Origin of the sequence: Tenacibaculum pacificus (assembly GCF_027941775.1) — a bacterium.
Lineage (GTDB): Bacteria > Bacteroidota > Bacteroidia > Flavobacteriales > Flavobacteriaceae > Polaribacter > Polaribacter pacificus_A.
On the sequence record NZ_CP115917.1, the window covers coordinates 1,965,001 to 1,989,826 of the forward strand.

Annotated in this window: 17 protein-coding genes, 2 tRNA genes, 2 rRNA genes and 1 pseudogene (1 of these 22 cut by a window edge); 10 read left to right on the forward strand and 12 right to left on the reverse strand. The window is 30.6% G+C overall.

Annotation, left to right across the window (positions count from 1 at the left end):
• The 5 genes from PG913_RS08910 to PG913_RS08930 all read right to left on the reverse strand — a co-directional run.
• Positions 1-505: ribosomal RNA gene (locus PG913_RS08910) — 23S ribosomal RNA — on the reverse strand; it reaches 2,371 nt to the left of the window's first position.
• Between the two features lie 198 nt (positions 506-703).
• Positions 704-777 (reverse strand) — tRNA-Ala (locus tag PG913_RS08915).
• Positions 778-863: 86 nt separating this feature from the next.
• Positions 864-937: transfer RNA gene (locus PG913_RS08920), tRNA-Ile, on the reverse strand.
• Between the two features lie 81 nt (positions 938-1,018).
• Positions 1,019-2,536: ribosomal RNA gene (locus PG913_RS08925) — 16S ribosomal RNA — on the reverse strand.
• The 16S and 23S rRNA genes sit together here with 2 tRNA genes alongside, the layout of an rRNA operon.
• A gap of 861 nt (positions 2,537-3,397) precedes the next feature.
• Positions 3,398-3,589 carry a cold-shock protein gene (locus PG913_RS08930; RefSeq protein ID WP_271230411.1) on the reverse strand — a complete coding sequence of 64 codons (192 nt, stop codon included), beginning with the start codon at positions 3,587-3,589 and terminating at the stop codon, positions 3,398-3,400.
• 483 nt (positions 3,590-4,072) lie between these two features.
• On the opposite strand from PG913_RS08930, the gene PG913_RS08935 reads away from it, so the two are divergent.
• Entirely contained in the window at positions 4,073-8,977 is a 4,905-nt protein-coding gene (locus tag PG913_RS08935) for a PKD domain-containing protein (RefSeq protein ID WP_271230412.1), read from the forward strand.
• Between the two features lie 12 nt (positions 8,978-8,989).
• Entirely contained in the window at positions 8,990-9,166 is a 177-nt protein-coding gene (locus tag PG913_RS08940; protein WP_271230413.1) for a hypothetical protein, read from the forward strand.
• A 79-nt stretch (positions 9,167-9,245) separates the two neighbouring features.
• Here PG913_RS08940 and folE read toward each other — a convergent pair whose 3' ends face one another.
• The 7 genes and pseudogenes from folE to PG913_RS08975 all read right to left on the reverse strand — a co-directional run bounded on the left by folE (position 9,246) and on the right by PG913_RS08975 (position 17,888).
• A complete protein-coding gene (folE, locus tag PG913_RS08945; protein WP_271230414.1) occupies positions 9,246-9,938 on the reverse strand; it encodes a GTP cyclohydrolase I FolE in 693 nt (230 codons plus the stop codon).
• Positions 9,939-9,982: 44 nt separating this feature from the next.
• A complete protein-coding gene (hisS, locus tag PG913_RS08950; protein ID WP_271230415.1) occupies positions 9,983-11,650 on the reverse strand; it encodes a histidine--tRNA ligase in 1,668 nt (555 codons plus the stop codon).
• 115 nt (positions 11,651-11,765) lie between these two features.
• Positions 11,766-12,695 carry a YihY/virulence factor BrkB family protein gene (locus tag PG913_RS08955; protein WP_271230416.1) on the reverse strand — a complete coding sequence of 310 codons (930 nt, stop codon included), beginning with the start codon at positions 12,693-12,695 and terminating at the stop codon, positions 11,766-11,768.
• Positions 12,696-12,810: 115 nt separating this feature from the next.
• Complete coding sequence (locus tag PG913_RS08960) at positions 12,811-13,383, reverse strand: pentapeptide repeat-containing protein (protein WP_271230417.1); 573 nt, start codon at positions 13,381-13,383, stop codon at positions 12,811-12,813.
• A gap of 73 nt (positions 13,384-13,456) precedes the next feature.
• Positions 13,457-15,581, reverse strand: a pseudogene (locus PG913_RS08965) (M3 family metallopeptidase).
• A gap of 16 nt (positions 15,582-15,597) precedes the next feature.
• The gene (gene nadC / locus PG913_RS08970; protein WP_271230418.1) at positions 15,598-16,458 is read right to left on the reverse strand and encodes a carboxylating nicotinate-nucleotide diphosphorylase; all 861 of its coding nucleotides are present in this window, start codon (positions 16,456-16,458) and stop codon (positions 15,598-15,600) included.
• Positions 16,459-16,517: 59 nt separating this feature from the next.
• Positions 16,518-17,888 carry a glycoside hydrolase family 71/99-like protein gene (locus PG913_RS08975; RefSeq protein WP_271230419.1) on the reverse strand — a complete coding sequence of 457 codons (1,371 nt, stop codon included), beginning with the start codon at positions 17,886-17,888 and terminating at the stop codon, positions 16,518-16,520.
• A gap of 106 nt (positions 17,889-17,994) precedes the next feature.
• Between PG913_RS08975 and rlmH the strand changes: the two genes are divergently transcribed.
• From rlmH to PG913_RS09015, 8 genes are all read left to right on the forward strand, one after another.
• Positions 17,995-18,468: a 23S rRNA (pseudouridine(1915)-N(3))-methyltransferase RlmH gene (gene rlmH / locus PG913_RS08980; protein WP_271230420.1), complete on the forward strand. Its 474-nt coding sequence runs from the start codon at positions 17,995-17,997 to the stop codon at positions 18,466-18,468.
• A 200-nt stretch (positions 18,469-18,668) separates the two neighbouring features.
• The gene (locus PG913_RS08985) at positions 18,669-19,475 is read left to right on the forward strand and encodes a coiled-coil domain-containing protein (RefSeq protein WP_271230421.1); all 807 of its coding nucleotides are present in this window, start codon (positions 18,669-18,671) and stop codon (positions 19,473-19,475) included.
• Positions 19,476-19,688: 213 nt separating this feature from the next.
• Positions 19,689-20,267 carry a non-canonical purine NTP diphosphatase gene (locus PG913_RS08990; protein WP_271230422.1) on the forward strand — a complete coding sequence of 193 codons (579 nt, stop codon included), beginning with the start codon at positions 19,689-19,691 and terminating at the stop codon, positions 20,265-20,267.
• Positions 20,268-21,299, forward strand: coding sequence for a FecCD family ABC transporter permease (locus PG913_RS08995; protein ID WP_271230423.1), 1,032 nt, complete (start codon positions 20,268-20,270; stop codon positions 21,297-21,299). It abuts the gene before it with no gap.
• A 2-nt stretch (positions 21,300-21,301) separates the two neighbouring features.
• Complete coding sequence (locus PG913_RS09000; protein ID WP_271230424.1) at positions 21,302-22,114, forward strand: ABC transporter ATP-binding protein; 813 nt, start codon at positions 21,302-21,304, stop codon at positions 22,112-22,114.
• 52 nt (positions 22,115-22,166) lie between these two features.
• Positions 22,167-23,207 (forward strand): M28 family metallopeptidase, encoded by a 1,041-nt coding sequence (locus PG913_RS09005; RefSeq protein WP_271230425.1) that lies wholly within the window; start codon positions 22,167-22,169, stop codon positions 23,205-23,207.
• Positions 23,208-23,368: 161 nt separating this feature from the next.
• Complete coding sequence (locus PG913_RS09010; protein ID WP_271230426.1) at positions 23,369-23,830, forward strand: hypothetical protein; 462 nt, start codon at positions 23,369-23,371, stop codon at positions 23,828-23,830.
• A 247-nt stretch (positions 23,831-24,077) separates the two neighbouring features.
• Positions 24,078-24,794, forward strand: a complete 717-nt coding sequence (locus tag PG913_RS09015) for a 3-ketoacyl-ACP reductase (RefSeq protein WP_271230427.1) — start codon at positions 24,078-24,080, stop codon at positions 24,792-24,794.
• Positions 24,795-24,826: the final 32 nt, after the last annotated feature.

A 24,826-nucleotide genomic window follows, 5' to 3' on the forward strand; every position in this document is an offset into this window, starting at 1 on the left:
TTCTTTTCACCTTTCCCTCACGGTACTAGTTCACTATCGGTCTTTCAGGAGTATTTAGCCTTACCGGATGGTCCCGGTGGATTCATACAGGATTACTCGTGTCCCGCACTACTCAGGGTACTGCTATATCTTCTTCGATTACCTATACTAGACTATCACTATCTTTGGTTTGTCTTTCCAGACAATTCTAGTTCTCTTAGATTCTAATGTCGCAGCCCTACAACCCCAACACTGCCGTAACAGTATTGGTTTGGGCTAATCCGCGTTCGCTCGCCACTACTAACGGAATCACTATTGTTTTCTCTTCCTCCGGTTACTTAGATGTTTCAGTTCACCGGGTTTGCCCCCTTGCGGGTGATATGTCTTCAACATACCGGGTTGCCCCATTCGGAAATCTACGGATTATAAGGTATGTGCCCCTCCCCGTAGCTTATCGCAGCTTATCGCGTCCTTCATCGCCTCTGAAAGCCTAGGCATCCGCCATACGCCCTTATTTAGCTTATTGTACTTTTTGCTCTAAACATAAATGTTTAGAACGAGCTCTTTATAATTATTTATTTTTATAAAAATATTGTTGTTAATCCGAAGATTAACTTCTCTATCTTGATTTCTTTACGATATCATTTACCAATATGTCAATGAACTTGTGGCGAGTCGCCACTGACAAGTATTTAAACTTTTTGTGAACAACTTTATGCCGTTGTGGAGAATATCGGAGTCGAACCGATGACCTCTTGCGTGCAAGGCAAGCGCTCTAGCCAACTGAGCTAATCCCCCATTTGAAATTCAGAATTATGAATTCAGAATTACGAATTTAGAACCCTCTAGTTTCCAGAATTTCCTTTCTAATAACTTGCTTTTTGTAGTCTCAGGCAGACTCGAACTGCCGACCTCTACATTATCAGTGTAGCGCTCTAACCAGCTGAGCTATGAGACTATAATAGCTTGTTATTAGTGTTTTTTAAAATTAACAGCAAAGAGTAAAATTTCCCTTTTGTAACTCACCATCTTTCTCTAGAAAGGAGGTGTTCCAGCCGCACCTTCCGGTACGGCTACCTTGTTACGACTTAGCCCTAGTTACCAGTTTTACCCTAGGTCGCTCCTTGCGGTAACGAACTTCAGGCACCCCCAGCTTCCATGGCTTGACGGGCGGTGTGTACAAGGCCCGGGAACGTATTCACCGGATCATGGCTGATATCCGATTACTAGCGATTCCAGCTTCACGGAGTCGAGTTGCAGACTCCGATCCGAACTGTGATATGGTTTATAGATTCGCTCCTGGTCGCCCAGTGGCTGCTCATTGTCCATACCATTGTAGCACGTGTGTAGCCCAGGACGTAAGGGCCGTGATGATTTGACGTCATCCCCACCTTCCTCACGGTTTGCACCGGCAGTCTCTCTAGAGTCCTCAGCTTAACCTGTTAGCAACTAAAAATAGGGGTTGCGCTCGTTATAGGACTTAACCTGACACCTCACGGCACGAGCTGACGACAACCATGCAGCACCTTGTGATCTGTCCGAAGAAAACTCTATCTCTAAAGCTGTCAGACCACATTTAAGCCCTGGTAAGGTTCCTCGCGTATCATCGAATTAAACCACGTGCTCCACCGCTTGTGCGGGCCCCCGTCAATTCCTTTGAGTTTCAGTCTTGCGACCGTACTCCCCAGGTGGGATACTTATCACTTTCGCTTAGTCACTGAACCGAAGTCCAACAACTAGTATCCATCGTTTACGGCGTGGACTACCAGGGTATCTAATCCTGTTCGCTCCCCACGCTTTCGTCCCTCAGCGTCAGTATATACGTAGTAGACTGCCTTCGCAATCGGTATTCTAAGTAATATCTATGCATTTCACCGCTACACTACTTATTCTATCTACTTCCATATAACTCAAGTCAATCAGTATCAAAGGCAGTTCCATCGTTGAGCGATGGGATTTCACCTCTGACTTAATTGACCGCCTGCGGACCCTTTAAACCCAATGATTCCGGATAACGCTCGGACCCTCCGTATTACCGCGGCTGCTGGCACGGAGTTAGCCGGTCCTTATTCTTACAGTACCGTCAAGGATCTACACGTAGATCGGTTTCTTCCTGTATAAAAGCAGTTTACAACCCATAGGGCAGTCATCCTGCACGCGGCATGGCTGGTTCAGAGTTGCCTCCATTGACCAATATTCCTCACTGCTGCCTCCCGTAGGAGTCTGGTCCGTGTCTCAGTACCAGTGTGGGGGATAATCCTCTCAGACCCCCTACCTATCGTTGCCATGGTAAGCCATTACCTTACCATCTAGCTAATAGGACGCATAGTCATCTTGTACCCATAAATGTTTAATGCAAAAGAGATGCCTCTTCTACACATTATGGAGTGTTAATCTTCATTTCTAAAGGCTATCCTCCTGTACAAGGCAGATTCTATACGCGTTACGCACCCGTTCGCCGGTCGTCAGCATAGCAAGCTACCTGTTACCCCTCGACTTGCATGTGTTAAGCCTGCCGCTAGCGTTCATCCTGAGCCAGGATCAAACTCTTCATTGTATATTTTAAATAATATTAATGAATAAGTTTCAAAAGAATTTGTTCTAAATTAATAGAACGTGGTTATTCTACTCTTATTTACGCTGTCAATTTCAATATTTTCAATGAACCTAGTTTTTTAAAAAAACCAGAGATAAGTTTTTACGCTTATCATTTTTTGTAGAAACGTTAGAATCGAACTAACTGACATATTATTGTCATTTCCAAATTTCTTTAATCGTTACGCTTTCTGAAAGCGGTTGCAAATATACATTCTTTTATTTGTTACAAACAAGCTAAACTTAACTTATTTTTTACATTTTATTAATGTGATACTTAACGATATTTTAATGAACCTTGTTAACTTTTAAACTTGCGTTTTTCCGTTAGCGGTTGCAAATTTACGCCCTTTTGTTGGAACAGCAAGCATGTTTTTTTATTTATTTTCAAAGTATTTTTTAATTAATTGTTTTTCAATACCTTAATTTAAATATTTTTTTGTTCTTTTTAATTATTTGAATTTAAAACAACTGTTTTATTCGGTTTACAGCTGGTTTATTTTTTTTTTGAAATCCTGATTTGCCGTAGTTCTTCGCTTTATGCGATGCTGAAATAAATTCAACATGACGGGAATCTTGTTTTTAAAAAACTCTAAATAATCAATAAAATAAGGAATTATAATAATTTTGTACGAATGCCTAGCCCCGATTGAAGCATTTGTTTGAGCTCTTTTTTGTTTTTCTTTTCGAAAAAACAAAAAAAGCGAGTGCGGAAAGCGGGAAATTGCTTCTGATAATTAATTTTTCAATAATTAACTAAAAAAAATCCTTATCAATTTATTGATAAGGATTTTTTAAAAAAGTCTACTATGGTAATAATATATTATAATACTCTTACGTCAACAGCGTTTAATCCTTTTTTCCCTTCTTGTAATTCGAATTCAACCTGGTCATTCTCACGAATTTCGTCGATTAATCCTGAAACATGTACAAAATGTTCTTTGTTTGATCCTTCTTCTGTAATAAATCCAAATCCTTTTGACTCATTGAAGAATTTTACGGTACCTCTATTCATAATAAAAAATTATATGTTATTTACTTTAGTGTAAACAACGTTTATTTAGACACAAATGTAACTCCATTTTTTTCAAATTCATTATAAACAGTTATTTTTTTTAATTAAGAAAATGTTACTAATTTGTTATCAGCTTTACAACTATTTTAAATAAAAAAATATGTAAAAACCTTAAAAAACGATTAATTTAAAGTTTGCTGTTTCAGTAAAAACTAGAACCCTGTTAACAAACTAGTTAATTTTACGGATTACCGTATAAAAAAAGATGAAATACTATGTTTTTTAAATAAAAAAAATTAGATTAGCAGAAATTTAACATTTAAATTAATTGAAATTACAGTATTTATATTAATAAGACTATCATTCGTTGGTTTAAATGTTAAATTTCTGCTTAAAACTAAATACTTTGCATAAAAGTACTATTTACTAATTAAAACACCTTTTTTTCTCTTTTTAACCTTTTAATAAAATTAAAAAATATCATTGAATTTAAAAAATTACTTATCAACTTTTACCTTAATCCTATTTGCTTTGACTGCTATCGGTCAAACAAAAACAAATGGATGCGGAACAAAATTGTCTGAAAAAGATGAAGCAAGATTTAGGCAGTCAATGGCTAAAATGAAGGCTCAAAAACAATTTGGCAAGAAAACTGCCTTAATAAATTATAAAATCCCTGTAGTATTCCATATATTAAATAATGGAGGTTCTGTAACAAGAAATCAAATGCAGTGTAGAATTAACGACGTAATGGAAGTTGTTAATAAAGATTTCCGTGGTGAATTCCCAGGATACAACACAACAGACCCAAGATTTGATGCTGTAAAAAGTAAAATGGATAATGTTGAATTTATTTTAGCTAAAGAAGATCCTGATGGAAACCTATTAGAGTTCCCTGGAATGAACTGGCAAGCAGATAGTGACCTTGTTAATGATGGTTATGATGCAAAAATTACAGGAGACCAATGGTGGTGGGGTAAAAATGGTAAATATTATTTACAAGTATTTATTGTAGCAGCTCCTAATGGTGCAGAACAAGGAAACTTTGCTTCTGGACATGCTTTTTTACCTGTACAAGAAGCATTTCCAAGAGTTGTATACAACTGGAGATATGTAGGTAGAGGTGATGCTTGTCCTGACAATCCTTCTGGTAGTAATAATGGTTTTGAAAAAGTAATGTCACATGAGTTTGGTCACTATTTTGGTTTAAAACACACTTTTAATGGTAGTGATAAAGATGCAGGAACTTGGACTGTTGATAATGACGGTATCGATGATACTCCTCCTACATTAGGTTCGGAAGGATGTACAAGAGATGTCCTGAATGTACCAGGAGTATATCCAAACTTAGAAAATCACATGGATTACAATACTTCTTGTCAAAACATGTTTACAGTAGATCAAGTTGCTGTAATGAACATGTGGTTAGAAGATACTAGTGTAGCTCCATACCCAAGAAGTGCGCTTTGGCAACCGAATAACTTAATAGCAACAGGTATAACTCCTCGTACTCCTACAGCTATATTTAAGAGTAATGAAACAGCTATTTGTAGTACTAAAAGTGTTATTTTTAAAGATATATCTACTGGTTTAACAGATTCTAGAATATGGACTTTTGAAGGAGGTACACCTGCTACATCTACAGATATAAACCCTACAGTTACTTACGCTAACCCAGGAAAATATAAAGTAACTCTACAAGTAACAAATACATCAGGAACAAATACAACTGAAGCATTAGATTATATTGATGTTGATCAATATACCACAACTGATAGTTCTGAAGATTTTTCTGGAACTTTCCCTGCTAAAGGGTGGTCTATTACAAATCCTGATGGAACATTAACTTGGGAAAAACGTACTGATGTTGGTAATGGAGATTCTTCACGTATTATAATGAATAATGCAGATAATGCTGTTACTGGTGAAGAAGATTATTTAAGATTACCTTTTTATGATTTCTCTAGTGCTACAAAAGCACAAATGTATTTTGATGTAGCTTACGTTAAGTTTGATGCTGACAGTCCTGATATGCTAAAAGTAGAAGTTTCTACAGATTGTGGAACAACTTGGAATGAAGTATATTCAAAAAGTCATTTAGAATTAGAAACTACTATATCTGCATTATCTCCAAACGATTGGATTCCTAATGAAGAATCACATTGGAGAAAAGAAATTATAGACTTAAGTGCTTATGACGGAACATCTAATTTAACTTTTAGATTTAAAAACATATCTGGATACGGAACTAGAGTTTGGATTGACAATGTTGCAATATCTTTAAAGAATAATATTGCTCCTGAAACTGCGTTTTACACAAAAACAAGAAATTCGTTATGTACAAGTGAACAAGTAGCATTTTTTGATACATCAAATGCAACTCCAACTTCTTGGTCTTGGTCATTTCCAGGAGGAATACCTGCTACTTCTACTGATCAAAATCCAGTTGTTGACTATAATGGACCAGGTTCATATGATGTAACTTTAACAGCTACAAACATCTATGGAAGTACTACTGTTAGTAAAACAGCTTTTGTAGTTTTAAAAACACCTCAATCACAATCATTTACTGAAGATTTCTCAGGAGTATTTCCTCCTACAGATTGGACAATTAATAACTTTGATGGTGGTTTAGAGTTTGAACAAGCTAATGCAGGAAATGGAGATAATTTTTGTATGATTATGAATAATGCAGATAATTCGACCGTAGGTGAATTAGATGAGATAATGTTACCTTCTTTAGATTTATCTGTTGGTGCTACTGATTTTTACTTTGATGTTGCATACACTAAATATGATGACGCAAGTCCTGATAAATTAAAAGTATTAGTTTCAAAAGATTGTGGTACAACTTGGGCTACTTTATATGAAAAAACACATACTGTATTAGAAACTGTAGAAGTTTTAGATGATCCTTTAACAGTAGATAATAACGAGGCTAATGATTGGATTCCTACTTTACCAGAACACTGGAGAAAAGAAAGAGTTATACTTACTGATTATCAAGGAGAACCTAATGTATTGGTTAAATTTGTTAATGAATCAGGTTACGGTACACGTATTTGGATTGATAACGTAACTATAACAACAGACAGTCAAGAGACTCCTACTTCAAATTTTGAAAAACAAAATACAGGTGTTTGTTTAGGAAGTACAATTCAATTTACAGATACATCTACAGGAATACCTACATCTTGGGACTGGAGTTTTGAAGGCGGAATCCCTGAAACTTCAACAGGTCAAAACCCAACAATTACTTACAACCAAGCTGGTGTTTATCAAGTAACATTAACAGCTACTAATGGATTTGGTACAGGAACTACTACGACAAAAACAGGATTTATTACTGTAAAAGGAAGTAATTCTTTACCATATATTGAAGATTTTGAAGGTGCATTCCCTATTGCTGATTGGGAAATTATAAACCCTGATAATGATGAAATTCTTTGGGAAAAAAGAAGTGATGCTGGTAATGGAGATTCTTCTTGTTTAGTAATAAACAATGCAGATAGTCCTACTGATAAAGTAGATGAATTGATATTAAAACCATTTGATTTTTCAGTTACTGGAGATAAAAAAATGGAATTTGATATTGCATACACTAAATATAATAGATCAGATGACCCTACTCTTATTAGCCCTGATAACTTAATTATTTTAATTTCAACAAATTGTGGTGCTACATGGACTGAAGCATATAACAAAGATCAAAACGAATTACAAACTGTTGAAGTTTTAGACGATCCTACAACCCCAGAAATAACAGAACCAAATAACTGGATTCCTACATTACCAGAACACTGGAGAAAAGAGAATATCGACTTAACTGCATACGATGGTGAATCTAATGTATTAGTAAAGTTTAAAAATATCTCAGGGTACGGAACTAGAATATGGATTGATAACTTAGCAATAACTTCAACTCCTGATGCTGAAAGTATTACTTGGACTGGAACTACCGATAACGACTGGAATACAGCTAGTAACTGGAATACAAGTACAGTACCAACAGCTACAAGTATTATTACAATTCCTGCTGGTTTAACAAATTACCCTACTGCTAGTTCAGCAGTAACGTTTAATTCGTTAACTATTAATTCTGGTGCTTCTTTTATACCTCAAAGTACTGTAACAGGTCCTGTTACTTATAAAAGAAATATTCCTGACACAAACTGGCACTTAATTGCAGCTCCTATTTCTGGAGGAACATATGAAGATATCATTGCTAATCATCCTTTTGCTACAGGATCTGATACTAATATAGGAATTGGAGAGTATTCAAATGTTACTGGTGCTCCTTGGATGTATGCACAATTAACTAAAACAGGTGCATTACCTTCAGGGCTTGGATTATCAATTAAATTATCAGCTTCTGATGAGCTTTCTATTACAGGAACAGCAAATACAGCAAATATTGATTATCCAATTACTACAGGAACAAGAACTAATTTGAATTTAATTGGTAACCCGTTTACTGCGTATGTAGATGCAGGTAATTTCTTAACAACAAACACTAGTTTACTTTCTGAAGAAACTATTTGGTTATGGAATGGAGCAGAATATGTAACATATAATGCTACAAGCTCTATCGAAATTGCACCAGGACAAGCATTTTTTGTTGATGCAAATTCTAATGCTGATGTTACTTTTGCTACATCAAACCAAAGTCATCAATCAGATACTTTTATGAGAGCAGCTCCTAAAACATCTTTTGAATTATTCGTAGAAAACGAAACTAGTAAAAAATCAACAAAAGTTTTTTATATTGCTGATAAAACTACTGGTTTTGATAACGGATACGATTCTAAAGGATTTACAGACAGTAAAGCTAGTTTAGAAGTATTTACAGAATTAATTACTGATAATAAAGGTAATAAGTTAGCAATACAATCGTTACCAAACTCTGATTTAGAAACAATGGTTGTTCCTGTTGGAGTAACTGCTGAAGCTGGTAAACAAATTACATTCTCTGTAAATACTCAAAATTTCCCTTCGGATATTAAAGTATATTTAGAAGACAGAGTTTCTAATACATTTACTGATATTTCTGAAACAAATCATAAAGTTGTTTTAGAAAATGCAGCTAAAGGTACTGGGCAGTTTTATATTCATACTACTTCTCAAAACTTAAACGATGCTCCTGTTCAAGAAGATTTACAAAATGTAAGCATTTATAAATCTGAAAAGAATAGCATTACAATTAGCGGTTTACAAACTGATAATGCATCATTAAATGTATTTTCTATATTAGGTAAAAAAGTATTTACAACACAGTTTAAATCAAATGGAGTTAGTGTAATTACACTACCTAAAACATCAGAAGGAATTTATATTATTCAATTAAGTTCTAGTTTAGGTAAAATCACTAAGAAAGTTATTTTAAACTAAAACACAGCACCGTTGAAAAAACAAACTAAAAATAATAGTGAAGACATCTCTAGAAAAGATGCTTTAAAAAAAATAGGGAATTACGGAAAGTATGCTACTTTAACAGCATTAGGTACTTATTTAATTCTTAACCCTCAAAAGGCACAAGCTCAAAGTCCAGGACCTGAAGAGCCAGGTACCCTATTTTAATTAACGACTATTTAAAAAACAAAAAACTCTCAACTTAAATGTTGAGAGTTTTTTAATTAAAAAAATATATTTTTTTTGATTAATTAAAATCAGTGTTCATTTTTAAATAATCTAAAAATTCACGTTTTGTATTTTTCTCTTTAAATTTACCACCAAATTCAGCAGTAACTGTTGAGCTTTCAATATCTTTTATTCCTCTTGAATTTACACATAAATGCTTTGCATCAATAACACAAGCTACATCTTCAGTTCCTAAAGCTTCTTGCATTGCTTGTACTATTTGCATCGTTAAACGCTCTTGTACTTGTGGTCTTTTAGAAAAATATTCGACAAGACGATTCATTTTAGACAAACCAATAACTCTTCCTCCTGAAATATAAGCTACATGTGCACGTCCTATAATAGGCAATAAATGATGCTCGCAAGTAGAATACACAACGATATTCTTTTCGACCAACATTTCGCCATAATTATAATTATTTTCGAAAGTTGACGCTTTTGGCATATTTGCAGGATTCAATCCCATAAAAATTTCGTTAACAAATGATTTAGCAACACGTTTTGGTGTTCCTTGCATACTATCATCTGTTAAATCCATACCTAACGTTTCAAGAATATCTTTAACGCTTTCTTGAATTTTAGCTATTTTTTCTTCATCAGATAAATCAAAAGCATCATCTCTTAAAGGATTTTTTGCCGAGGTACCTACATGATTATCACCTATATCATCTATTCTTTCTTCATTTATTTTATTGCTGTTCACTTCAGACATTTCTTTCTTTTATTAGGGCGCAAATTTACAACATTGTAATTAATTTACTGTATTATTTTTTTCAATTCATCTAAAGAACAAGTAGTTTGCTCTCCATTTATCATATTTTTTAAGACAAACACCTCGTTCTCAACATCAGTAACAACAAACTCTATGCCTCTGCTACCAACATATTTCCATTGTTTCTTTTCTTGTTTATTACTCACGGCAACATCAGGATATAATTCTGATTTTATATTATTTTCTCTTAAGTTTTTAATCGCTTTTATTTTTGATAAATTCTGAGCTTCATTAAAATTTAAAAATAATACTCTTGGTTTTGGTAATTCAACTGCTTCAAACAAGTTTAATTCTTCCATAACTAAGTAAATTCTATCTAATCCGAAAGAAATTCCTACTCCTGAAACATCTTTTAATCCGAAGATTCCAGTTAAATCGTCGTAACGACCTCCACCACCGATAGAACCCATTTTCACTTCTTTTGGTGCAGAAACTTCATAAATTGCACCTGTATAATAATTTAATCCACGTGCTAAAGTTACATCTAACTCTAAACTTGCTGATGATAAACCAATTGCTTCAATCATATCAACAACGGTACGTAATTCTTGCACACCTGCTAAACCTTCTTCAGAGGCTTGTAACATGTTATCTAATGAAATTAATTTATCTTGATTACTTCCTGAAAAACTAAATAACGGTGCTACTTTTTCAATAGCATCTTCTGAAATTCCTTTTTCAAGCATTTCTTTTACAACACCGTCTTTTCCTATTTTATCTAATTTATCTAACGCTACTGTAAAATCGATTAATTTATCTTTTGCACCAATAACTTCAGCAATTCCAGATAATATTTTACGATTATTTATTTTGATAGTCGCACCGTTTAAGCCTAATTTACTAAAAACAGTATCATATAATTGAATAAATTCAACTTCTTGTAATAAAGATTTACTTCCTACAACATCGGCATCACATTGATAAAATTCTCTGAAACGACCTTTTTGCGGACGGTCAGCTCTCCAAACAGGTTGGATTTGATATCTTTTAAAAGGAAAAGTAATATCATTTTGATGCTGTACCACGTAACGTGCAAACGGTACGGTTAAATCGTAACGTAAAGCTTTTTCTGAAATTTGAGCAGTATTTGATTTTGAATCTAAAATTTTAAGTGCTACTAGATACTCTTTTAAAACCTCATTTAATAAATTTATTTTAAAATTTTGAGATTTATTAAAACTATTAGTAAATTCATCTTTAACACTATAATCTTTAAAATATGTTGAAATTTCTTCTGTTTTATTATTAAAAACATCTAATAAAACATTTTTAGTTGAATCATTTATTCCTCCATAATTATTAACATAATCTATAACTCCATATTCTACTGAATCAATTTTAGTTCCATTATCAATAAGTTTTTCAAATACATTGAATACATTATGAAAAATATGAGTTATTTCACCTTGATTAGATACTTTCTTCCTTATATCTTTAAAATAATCTCCAGAATTTAAAATTTTAAAGATTAATCTATCTCCTTCTTCACCATATTTACCCATTAAGGTTGATGAATTTTCAAAACTTGGTGTTTCAATAGGTTGAAATCCGAAGTTTTCGAACGAATGTTTTATGGTATTAAATATATAATTTCTTTTTGCAACTTCTGTTGACGAAAAATCTCTTGTTCCTTTTGGAATTGATGGTTTCATAATTAATGATAAAATATAATTGATTATTTATGAGTTTTACTTTTGATTGGATTTCATTTTTGATAAATAATTCAAAAACCCAATTAGCAGGCAAATATCTGAATTTATAGCTAGATTACGAAGTTTTATTGATACGTTTTAATCGATAAATAGAAGCATTTAATTCAAAACCTAATAATAAAATGATAGCATTTATCCACACAAATAACATCAGAATTAATAAAGCTCCTATCGAACCGTATAACTGGTTATATGTTGAAAACTTTACTACATAAATTCCGAAAGCATAAAATGAAAGAAGCGATAAGACAGTTGTTAATATTGCACCTGGCGAAAAGAATTTAATTTCCTTACCTTGAGTAGTACCAAAACGAAATAATAAGGAAACAATCGTAAAAATCATGATTAAAAAGAACAAGCCTCTCCCCCAATAAAATAAATCTAAATCATCAGGATGAAACCAACCTTTTTGGTCTATTCTAGCTAAAGCAACTTGATATAAAATAATTAATACAACCGTTATAATCAAGAAAAATGACATCAATAATGAAACTCCTAATGAAATAAAATATGCTTTAAAAACACTTCTCATTTCTTTTACATGATATGAATATTCAAATCCGCCAAAAATAGCATTTACACCATTTGTCATTAAAAAAATAGAAGCCAAAAAACCGAAAGATAATAAACCTCCATATTGATTATTTATAATATCTTTTAGCACCATATCTACGGCATCAAAAGTTTTAGGCGGTAACATTTCTTGAATTAATCCGAAGAGATTTTCTTGAAAACCATCAATAGGAATATACGGTATCAATGATAATATAAAAAGCATAAACGGAAAAACAGCCATAAAAAAACTAAAAGCAATTCCTCCAGCTCTTGTTGTTAATGCACCTTTTACAATACCGATGACGTACATTTCAAACAAATCATACAAAGACATTCCTTGTAATCCTGGAATTTTAATGTTCTTAAAAAAAACAACCAATAAATTAATTATAGGTATTTTATTTAATTTACTTTCTATTGATTTTGTCATTAGTATAGCTACATTTTTTTAACAAAGATACAATCGTTTTAATATGTAAAAACGTAAAGGAAGTTATAAATTTAAAGATTAAAAATTACACTAAAAAATCATAATAAAATAGCTACTAAACCTCAACAAAAATATTGTATTTATGTAATAAGCCGATTACATTTTCTTTTGAAAATTTTGCTCCTTTTAGCTTATTATTTTCAGGATTTATTGAGAAATTAAAAGCCGTTTTAAAATCTGATTTTTCTAAGATTGTATCCTCAAATATGGCTTTTTTTAAATCGCAAGTATCAAAAATTGCATTAGTAAGAGTTGCTTCTGTAAAATCAACTTCTTCTAAATTACAGTTTACAAATAATGTTTTTGGTATTTTTAGTTGATAAAAAGATGAAAAAGTCAATTGACAATCAGTAAAACGAAATTGTAATAAAAACGGATTACATTCATTAAATTTAACACCTATCATTTTACATTTTATAAAAGAGACTTCTTTAAAAGCGGTGTTTGTTACAATAGTATTACTAAAATTGCAATCGATAAATTCACATTCTAAAAACTGAATATTCGAAAGATGAGTATTTTCAAAATTACAATTCGAAAAAGTACAACTATCATACTCCCCTTTTTTAATTTTTGTTTTTGAAAAATCAATTTTCGAAAATGTTTCACTGTCAAAAAAATCATCCATAATAAAAAAAGTAAAAAATAAGATGCTGTGTTTATAGTAAATAATAAACACAGCATCTTTATATAAATTAAAATTATTTTAAACCTCTTGCTTTTAACATTGGTGTAGCTTCAGGATTTCTTCCTGCAAAATCTTTATACATTTTTGCATAATCCATTGTATTTCCTTTTGATAAAACTTGCTCACGGAATTTTTGTCCGTTTTCACGTGTTAACAATCCATTGTCTTTAAACCAAGCATACGCATCATGACTTAACATTTCTGTCCATAAATACGAATAATATCCTGCTCCGTATCCTCCACTAAAAATATGCGCAAAATAAGTAGAACGATATCTTGGTGGTACCTCAGCAATTTTTAATTTCATTTGCTTTAAAGCTTCTTCTTCAAACTTAGCTACATCTTCAATATTATTATCAACAGAAACTGTATGCCACTTCATATCTAAACTAGACGATGCTAAATTTTCAATCATAGAATATCCTTGATTAAAAGTTCCAGCATCTTTAATTTTTTTCAATAACTCAGCAGGAATTACTTTTCCTGTTTTATAATGCACCGCATAATTATTTAAAATGGCTGGATGTGTTGACCAGTTTTCGTTAAATTGAGATGGAAATTCTACAAAATCTCTAGAAGTACTTGTTCCTGAAATAGAAGCATATTTTTGATTTCCAAATAATCCGTGTAATGCGTGTCCAAATTAAGTGAAACATTGTTTCAACCTCATCAAAACTAATTAAAGCAGGTTCTCCTTTGGCAGGTTTTGGTGAATTACATACATTATAAATTACAGGTTTTTGATTACGTAACTTAGATTGTTTTACAAAAGCACTCATCCAAGCACCGCCACGCTTACTATCTCTGGCAAAGAAATCACCATAAAATAAACCTAACTTGCTTCCATCTTCTTCAAAAACTTCGTAAACAACTACATCTTCATGATAAACTGGTAAATCTGTACGTTTTTTAAAAGTGATTCCGTATAATTTTGTAGCAGCATAAAACACTCCTTTCTCTAATACGTTTGTTAATTCAAAATACGGTTTTACCTCATCTTCATTTAAATTATATTTTGATTTACGCACTTTTTCTGCATAATGATTCCAATCACAAGCGGCTAAAGCTACATCTTTAACCTCTTTATTCATTTCAGCTTGAATCTCTTTTGTTTCTGAAGCTACTTTTTTTAATGATTCAGGAATTAAACCTTCAAACATTTCAAAAACTTTAGCAGGTGTTCCTGCCATAGTACCTTGTAAACTCCAGCTTGCATAATTATCAAAACCTAAAACCTGAGCTTTTTTAGCTCTTAAAGAAACCATTTTTTGTACTAACTCACTTGTATCATACATTCCTGTATCTGACCTATGAATAGATTTCTCATATAACTCCTTACGAATTTCTCTATTTTCTAAAGATTGTAAAGAAGGTTGTTGCGTAGTATTTATTAATTGAATTTCATATGTACCGTCTTTTTCTAAGGATGTTATTTTATCCTCAGAAAATCCTTTTAGTTTTGTAGCATCAGTAACAACAACACCACCTTTTTTACTTGCATCTAATAGCTTTTTACCAAAATCGTTAGATAATGTAGCTATTTCAGAATTTATCTCTTTTAACGCTACTTTTTTATCTTCGGATAAATTAGCTCCTGCTTTTACAAAATTCTTATAATACTCTTTTACTAAATGATTACTTTCAGCATCTAAATTAGCAGTTTCTAAACCTTCATATACTATTTTAATTTTAGCAAACAATTGCGTGTTTAATAAAATCTCATCGTTATGTTTAGAAAACTTTGGAGCTAATTCTTTTTGAATACTTTTGATAGTATCATTTGTATTTGCTTCTGTTAATGCATAAAAAACAGCTGTAACATTGTCTAATGTTTTACTACTTTCTTCTAATGATAAAATAGTATTTTTAAACGTAGGAATTTCTTTAGTATTTATTATTGCTTGAATTGCTTCATTTTGCAATTTCATACCTTCTAAAATAGCGGGCATAAAATGCTCATTTTTAATTTTCAAAAAATCTGGCGTACCATAATCTAACGTACTCTTAAACATTAAAGGATTATTTGCCATAAGCGTTGTATTTTCTATCTTAATTTCTTTTTTAGTATTTTTAGTTTCGTTTGTAGTACAAGATATTGCTAATGCTAATGTTGTTGCTACAATTATATGTTTTTTCACGTTACTAGAAATTAAATTAATCTACTGCTTTTAAACTTAAATCTAAATTATAAACTGAATGTGTTAAAGCTCCTGATGAAATATAATCTACACCACACTCTGCATACTTACGAATTGTTTCATCTGTAATTCCTCCTGATGATTCTGTTAAGCAATTATCACCTATTAAAGCTACAGCCTTACGAGTATCTTCATAATTAAAATTATCTATTAAAATTCTGTAAACACCTTCGTTTGATAAAATCTCTTTGATTTCTTCTAAACTACGTGCTTCTACTATAATTTTGATATCAAGTTTTTTATCTTCTAAGTACTTTTTAGTTTTTGTAATTGCTTGTGTAATTCCACCAGCAAAATCGATATGATTATCTTTAATCATTACCATATCATACAAAGCAAATCTGTGATTTTCTCCTCCACCAATTTTAACTGCCCATTTTTCAATAGCTCTAATACCTGGAGTAGTTTTACGAGTATCTAATACTTTTGTTTTTGTCCCTCCTAATAAGTTAGCAAAAAACTTAGTTTTTGTAGCTATTGCACTCATACGTTGCATTGCATTTAAAACTACACGTTCAGCCATTAATATAGATTGAGATTTACCTGTTACATAAAAAACGATATCTCCATACTTTACCTCATCACCATCATTTATAAAGGTTTCTACTTGCATATTGGCATCAACATAGTTAAAAACCATTTTAGCAAATTCAACTCCAGCAATAACTCCTTCATCTTTTACTAATAATTTTGCTTTACCAATAGCATCCGAAGGAATACAAGATAATGAAGTATGGTCACCATCTCCAATATCTTCTCTAATAGCATTTGTAATTATTAGGTCTAGTTCTTTGTTAAATTGTTCTTTTGATATCATGATTTCTATTTATTCTGATGTAAAAATAGTGTTTTCATCAATAATTAAATAACACAACATTAAAAATCATGTCCGAAATAAAATATTGTTAAAGCAACTAATCGTTTAGCCTTTGAAATATTATTATTCATAGCATTACGATAGGCTATATCCATTAAAAACTGAACCATTTTATTATTTGGATGTTTTTTTCTTAATTTATAAATATAATATGGAACTCGTAAATCTTCTTTTAAAAAAGTAGTTTCTGTGTATTCTTGTAATAATTCTAAATGTTGAAATCCAAATTCAAGAGTTGGTTCTATTTGAGTCCCTTCTCCAAAATCATTCCAAGTAGCAATTTGAATAAAGTCTATAGGATGCTTTAATGATTCATCAAAAGACTCTCTAAAAGTTTCTAACCCATTATCTGTTAACGTCCAACTATCTTCTAAAGGAGACTTCCATCCACCCTCAACATAAAAATCATTAAATCGAGGATACGAAATACCTCCTACAATATTTTGGCTATAATCAATTACATTATTATAATAGCCTGATAATGTTTGAAGATGTTCTTTATCAATCCAAGCATATTCACCAGAAGAATTACCTTCTCCTAATATATTACTAGCTCCCCATAATGTTAATGCATTTACATTATTTTCTAGAGAATTAAATATTAAATTCCAATCATAAGAATCATTTATATAACTAGGTCCAAAAACCATTAACAAAGGTGCTCTATTTATATGAATATAATTATTATTAAACATATATTTTTGCTCAATATATTTAATATCCTCTTGAGCTTGATTAAGTTGTACATCAGTTAATCTTCTTGATTGCTCTCTAATTACTCTATCTTCATACATTATCGCAAAACTTAAAGTAGTTTTTTCTAACTCACCTATAAAGCTTTCTGTATTTTGTTTTATACTTTCAAAATCTAACACATCTCTTTTACCATACCAATCAAAAATAACACCATCTACACCTGATAATTTGATTAATAATAAATGATATTGTTGTAAGTCTTTATCATTTGTAGAATACGGACCTATTAACGGATAATAATGTGAGGCGATTTCTCTTTTACCGTCTGAATCAGTTAAATTAGGATTTTTATTTGTCATTGTCCAATGTTGTCCCCAAACACCATCTGTTTCTTCAGATTCAAACCAAGGCATATAATGTACATAAATTCCTTTGCCTGTTTGTTGTTCAATTACCTGAGTATTAAAAAACTTATTTTGTACCTTATTTTTTTCCTGTGCTACAATATCTTCTAAATCATAATTTTCAGCTCCATTTATCCAACTATCATATAATTTTTCTACTTCTTCCAATTCTGTTAATTCTTTAACATGTATTTCTTCAATATTGTTTTCAGAACAAGAAATAATTGTAATTATCACAAAAAAACACAGTGCATTTTTTATCTTTTTCATAGTCAAATATTTAGTTAGAAACACTTTATCCCACCTAAATATATTTAAAAATTACGAGAACTGCTTGTATTATTTAATATATTTTTGTGTTTTCAAATATTTTAAGATGAAAATAAAACTACTTACCATAGGTAAAACGGATAATAAAAACCTTATTAACTTAATAGAAGAATATCAAAATAGATTAAAACATTATATAAAATTTGAGTTAGAAATTATTCCTGATATTAAAAATGTAAAAAACCTTAGTGAAGCACAACAAAAGGAAAAAGAAGGCGAACTTATTTTAGCCAAATTACAACCTACCGACCAATTAGTTTTATTAGATGATAAAGGAAAAGACTTTACATCTATTGAGTTTTCTAAGTATTTACAAAAAAAAATGAATTCAGGTATTAAACAATTAGTATTAGTTATTGGAGGTCCTTATGGTTTTTCTGATGCCGTTTACAAGAAAGCTAATGGAAAAATATCCTTATCAAAAATGACTTTTTCTCACCAAATGATACGCCTATTTATTGTTGAACAAATTTATAGAGGATTTACTATTTTACGTAATGAACCTTATCATCATGAGTAAATTGTAATATTATATTTATCAACACTTTAGTCTCTTTTTCTCCTAGGGTGAAGAACACTTATTAATTATATATATTTTAACATTCTTCAAATGTTTTTACAATTTTAAAATTGTATTTTTGTTGCCCCCAAAAAACAAGAATTCAACACAATAAAAACCTCATTATGAATACCTTAAAATTTATATTAACAACTGTTTTTTTGACATTTATTATACAGCAAGCACCTGCTCAAAACGAAATTAAAACTTTAAAAAAACAAATAAAGATTCAAAAAAATAAAATTAGTGCTAACGAAGAAGTTTTAATGAGCGGTATTAAAGCTTTAAAACGTGTAAAAGCAAATTTAGACAACTTTAAAGAAAGTAAAAAAGCTACTAAAGAATCAATTACAAGAAAAGAAAAAATTGTTGATAATATACAATTAAAACTAACAAAACTTAATTCTCAAATTGAAAATCAAAAAAGAGAGTTAGTTTCAATTAAAAGAAAATTAGCAAGAAAAAAGAGTAAAGAAGATAATAAAATTGAAAAAAAGGTTAAAAAGACTACAATTACTAAACCTATTCAAAATACAGATAATACATTAAGTGAATTAGCTTTACGTAAACAAGAATTAGAAAACGCACATAGAAAACTAGAAGAAATACGTAAAGCTAAAGAAATTGCTTATTTAAAAGAACAAGAGCTATTACATTTAGAAGCTGAAAAATTAAAACAAATAGAAAACGAAATTAAAGCTGAAGAAAAATCTATAGTTAAAGAAAAAAGTACTTTAATTAGCGATTATGAAGATGATATCAGTATTAATCAAGAAATTTTAAGTAGCGGTAAAGAAGGTTTAGCAAGAATGAAAACCAAATTAGAAAACGCAAAATTAGACCCTACAACATCTAAAGAAAGTATTACTCGTAAAGAAGCTATTATTATTAAAATTGAAGAACGTTTAAATAAAATACAAGCTGAAATAGATACAAAACAACTAGAGTTAAATAAGTTAAAAGGATAAATTTCTTTTATTACTCTTATCAAAAAACGAAATATAGATACTACTATATTTCGTTTTTTTTGATATTTTTTTTAGTTATTATAAAAGGAATACACACACAAATTTCCTTTATTAACAATACATACAGGATTTTATCCTTTTGATAAAAAGGAAAATAGTAATTACAAAGATGATAAAAAATGATACATTTGTTATCACAAAAAATAATGACAAATGAAACTTGTTTTTGCCACAAATAACTTAAATAAATTAGCAGAAGTTCAAAAAATACTTCCAAATAGTATTGAGCTACTTTCTTTAAAAGATATTAATTGTTTTGATGATATTGAAGAAACAGCAACTACTTTAGAAGGAAATGCTAAAATAAAAGCAAATCATATTACCGAAAAATTTCAATTGAATTGTTTTGCTGATGATACAGGGCTAGAAGTTGAAAGCTTAAATAACCAACCAGGTGTTTACTCGGCTCGTTATGCGGGAGAACCTAGTAATTCTGAAAACAACGTGAAAAAATTGTTAACTGAATTAAATGGAAATGAAAACAGAAAAGCTCAATTTAGAACTTCTATTTGCTTAAATTTAAACGGAAAACAATTTTTATTTGATGGTATTTGTAAAGGTGATATTTTAACCGAAAAACAAGGAAAAAAAGGCTTTGGATACGATCCTATTTTTCAACCTGAAGGATATAATAAATCGTTTGCACAAATGACATCCGAAGAAAAAAATTTAATTAGTCACCGTGGATTAGCGATACAAAAGTTAGTTGAATTTTTAAAATCAATCGACTAATTGAATGCTTCAAAAAAATACACCAATCACTTTATTTTTCTATTTGTTTTACTAGTTCTTTTTTTCTTTATAAATATAAGTTTAGGTTCGGTATCAATTCCTTTTGAAGATATTTTTAAGTCATTAACAGGTGATGTTGCCTCTAAAGATAGTTGGCAAACCATTATTTTAAATTTCCGATTACCAAAAGCAATAACCGCTATTATGGTAGGCTCTGGCTTAGCTATTTGCGGATTATTAATGCAAACTTTGTTTCGAAACCCGCTAGCAGGTCCTTTTGTATTAGGAATTTCTTCTGGTGCAAGTTTGGGTGTAGCCTTACTTATTTTAGGCTCTGGTTTATTTGGTGGAGCTTTAGTTGCTATAACGGTTTCTAATTGGGCAATGGCTATCGGAGCAAGTCTTGGTTCTTTTTTGGTTTTATCCGCAGTAATTATAGCTGCTAATAAAGTCAGAAATACGATGTCTATTTTAGTTATCGGATTAATGTTTGGTTCGTTAACTTCGGCAATAATTAGCGTGTTAGCATATTTTAGCGAAGCAGCACAAATTCAACAATACTTATTTTGGAGTTTTGGTAGTTTAGGAAATTTATCTTGGAGCGAAATCGCTGTTTTTGGAAGTATCTATTCTATCGGAATTATCGGTACTTTTAGCGTTATAAAACCTTTAAATAGTTTTTTATTAGGCGAAAATTATGCAAAAAGTTTAGGAATAAATATCAAAAGAAGTCGGAATATTATTTTGTTAATCACAAGTTTACTAACGGGAGTAATTACAGCATTTTCAGGACCTATTGCCTTTATCGGAATTGCGATACCTCATATTGCTAAAATGATTTTTACAACCTCTAATCATAAAATTTTATTACCCGCATGTGCTATTATTGGTGCTATCGCTTTATTAATTTGCGATGCCATTGCACAATTACCTACCATTGAATTTACTTTACCAATTAATGCGATAACCTCTTTATTTGGTGCGCCTGTTGTAATTTGGTTATTAGTACGAAAAAAGAAAATATACGTGTAAATTTGGAAAACTCTAAAATAAATACTGTCCTTAAAATTGAAAATCTTTCTATAGGATATCAATCAAAAAAACAACAAACTGTTATTGCTTCGGATATTAATTTATCTATTCAAAAAGGAAAATTTGTCGCACTTTTAGGAAAAAACGGAATTGGTAAATCAACTTTATTACGTACACTTTCTAAAGTACAAGAGCCGTTAAGCGGAACTATTAAAATTAATCAAAAAAACAGTACAGAATATTCGTATCAAGAATTAGCAACCACATTAAGTTTGGTATTAACCGAACGCTTGCCACAAAGTCAATTAACGGTTTTTGAATTAATCGCCTTAGGTCGCCAACCTTACACAAATTGGATTGATAAATTATCAGAAAAAGATATTAAAAAAATTCTTTGGGCTATTGAACAAACGGATATCGGACATTTAAAAGATAAACGTTTTTACGAGTTAAGCGATGGGCAATTACAACGTGTACTTATTGCTCGGGCATTGGCTCAGGATACTGAAATTATTATTTTAGACGAACCAACTGCGCATTTAGATATTCATCATACTTTTAAAGTGTTTTCTTTATTAAAACAGTTAGTTAAAAAAACGGGTAAAACAATTATTATTTCTACACACGAAGTAAATCTGGCTATTCAACTTGCCGATGAATTTATTTTATTATCTGAAAATCAACTTTATAACGGAACAGTTAAAGAGCTAATTCATCAAAATGCTTTTGAAACTTTATTTCCAAAAGAACTTATTATTTTTAACAAAACACTAGAACAATTCGTCATCAAAAAAATTAAATTTGAAATTCAGTAACTATTTCTTATTTTTGGATACCAATTAAACCCTAAAAACCCTTTATTTATTGATGAAGAAGATACTTTATGTAGCTAGTGCAATTGCATTTATAGCTTGTGGAACGACGAAGGAAACTGTAAATATTGATACAGAACAAAATGTAGATTATGCTGAAAAGTTTGCAAAAACAATTACAGCTAAAGATTTAGGAAAACATTTATTTATCTATGCTTCAGATGAATTTGAAGGACGAAATACTGGTGAACCTGGTCAAAAGAAAGCAGTTAATTATTTAAAAGATTTTTATATCGCTCAAGGTATTCAATCGCCTTTAGGTGGTTCTGAATATTTTCAAAAAGTACCAAGTGTTTATTTAAGTAACAATCGTAGAGGTTTAACTTTAAAAGATTCTGAAAATGTACTTGCCTTTATTAAAGGTTCTGAAAAACCTGATGAAATTATAGTTATTTCTGCACATTTAGATCATGAAGGTATCAAGGATGGAGAAATTTATAACGGTGCTGATGATGATGGTTCTGGTACGGTAGCAATATTAGAAATTGCAGAAGCCTTTAAAAAAGCAGCAGATGCTGGTAAAGGTCCTAAACGTTCTGTATTATTTTTACATGTAACAGGAGAAGAAAAAGGTTTATTAGGTTCGAAATATTATACTGAAAACCCTATTTTTCCGTTAAAAAATACCGTTACCGATTTAAATATTGATATGATTGGTAGAGTTGACGAGCTTCATAAAGGAAAACCAAATTATGTATATTTAATTGGAGCAGATAAATTAAGTACAGAATTACATAATATATCTGAAGCTATGAATAAAAAATATACAAATATCGCTTTAGATTATAAATATAACGATGAAAATGATCCGAATCGTTTTTACTATCGTTCAGATCATTATAACTTTGCAAAACATAATATTCCTGTTATTTTCTATTTTAACGGAACTCATGAAGATTATCATAAACCAACAGATACTGCAGATAAAATTAACTACGAACTGTTAGAAAACAGAACTCGTTTAGTTTTTCATACTGCTTGGGAAGTTGCAAATCGTGAAGACCGTATAACGATAGACAAAATAGCAACTAAATAATCACAAATTATTTTTTCATATAAAAACTCACCTATTTGGTGAGTTTTTTGGTTTTTTATGTAAATTACTTATCTAAAAAATTACTTAAAACCACAAGAAAAATGGCATTTGAATTAGACTCAGTAGTTCCTTGGTGACGAAATTTAAAAGAATATAAAGAGATGTTCAATTTATCTGATACTGATTTAGATAAAAATATAATTAGCTTTGGAGATGGACCTGCAAGTTTTAATTCTGAATTAAATAATGCTAATAAAAAGTGTATTTCAGTTGATTTAATATATCAATTTTCAGGAGCAAAACTTAAAGAACGTTTTGAAGTCGTAAAAAACCAAGTGATGAAACAAGTTAGAAATAACACTGATAATTTTACTTGGAAAAACATTAAAAACCCTGATGAATTAGAACATTTAAGAATCAATTCAATGACTAATTTTTTAAAGGATTATGAAAAAGGAAAAATAGAAGGCAGATATATTAACCACGCTTTACCTAATAAATTAAACTTTGAAAAACAAACATTTAATTTAGGATTAAGCTCACATTTTCTTTTATTATATCCAAACCTTGGTGTCGATTTTCATATACAATCGTTAAACGAAATGTTGCGATTATGTAAGTAAGTCCGAATATTTCCGATACTTAATTTAAATGCTGAAAAATCAGAAATACTAAATCATGTCATTAAATATTTTGAAAAAGATTATTTAATTAAAATTGAAAAAGTAACCTATGAATTTCAAAAAAACGGTAACGAAATGCTTACTATAAAACCAAAATAAGTTATTTATTTAACAATTTTATCACGTTCAAAACTAGCTTAAAAAAGATGAAAAACAATACCTTTATCCGTACAAACAGTTTATAAAAATGGAAGATTTAACAAATAAAAAAGCAATTATTACAGGTGGTAGTAGAGGTTTAGGAAAAGCAACAGCTATTGCTTTTGCTCAAAAAGGAATACACGTCGCTATTACTGGTAGAAACGAAAAACGATTACAAGAAACCGTTACCGAATTAAAATCATACGGCGTTGATGCTACCTATGCTATTTTTGATGTTGGTAATTATGATGAAGTTCAAAAAGGTATAAAAGATATTATTAACACCTTTGGTACAGTTGATATTTTAGTTAACAATGCAGGTATTGCTGCTTTTGGTACTTTTAACGAAATGAAAGTTTCAGATTGGACACAAATTATACAAACCAATTTAATGGGAATGTATTATGTTACCAAAGAGGTTTTACCGTATTTAATCGAAAAAAATGAAGGTGATATTATTAACATTGCTTCAACGGCTGGTTTAAGCGGAAACGCAACTACCTCAGCCTATTCTGCATCTAAATTTGCTGTAATCGGAATGTCGGAATCATTAATGAAAGAAGTTCGTAAAAACAATATTCGAGTTTGTACACTTACTCCTAGTACAATTGCTTCGGATATGTCTTTAGAATTAGGAATTACAGACGGAAATCCTGAAAAAGTTTTACAACCTGATGATTTTGCGGAATTAATTGTTGCTGGTTTAACTTTACCTAGAAGAGCAATGCTTAAAGGCGCTTCTTTATGGTCAACAAATCCATAATTTACATCATTTATTGAAAAGCGTTTCTTTTT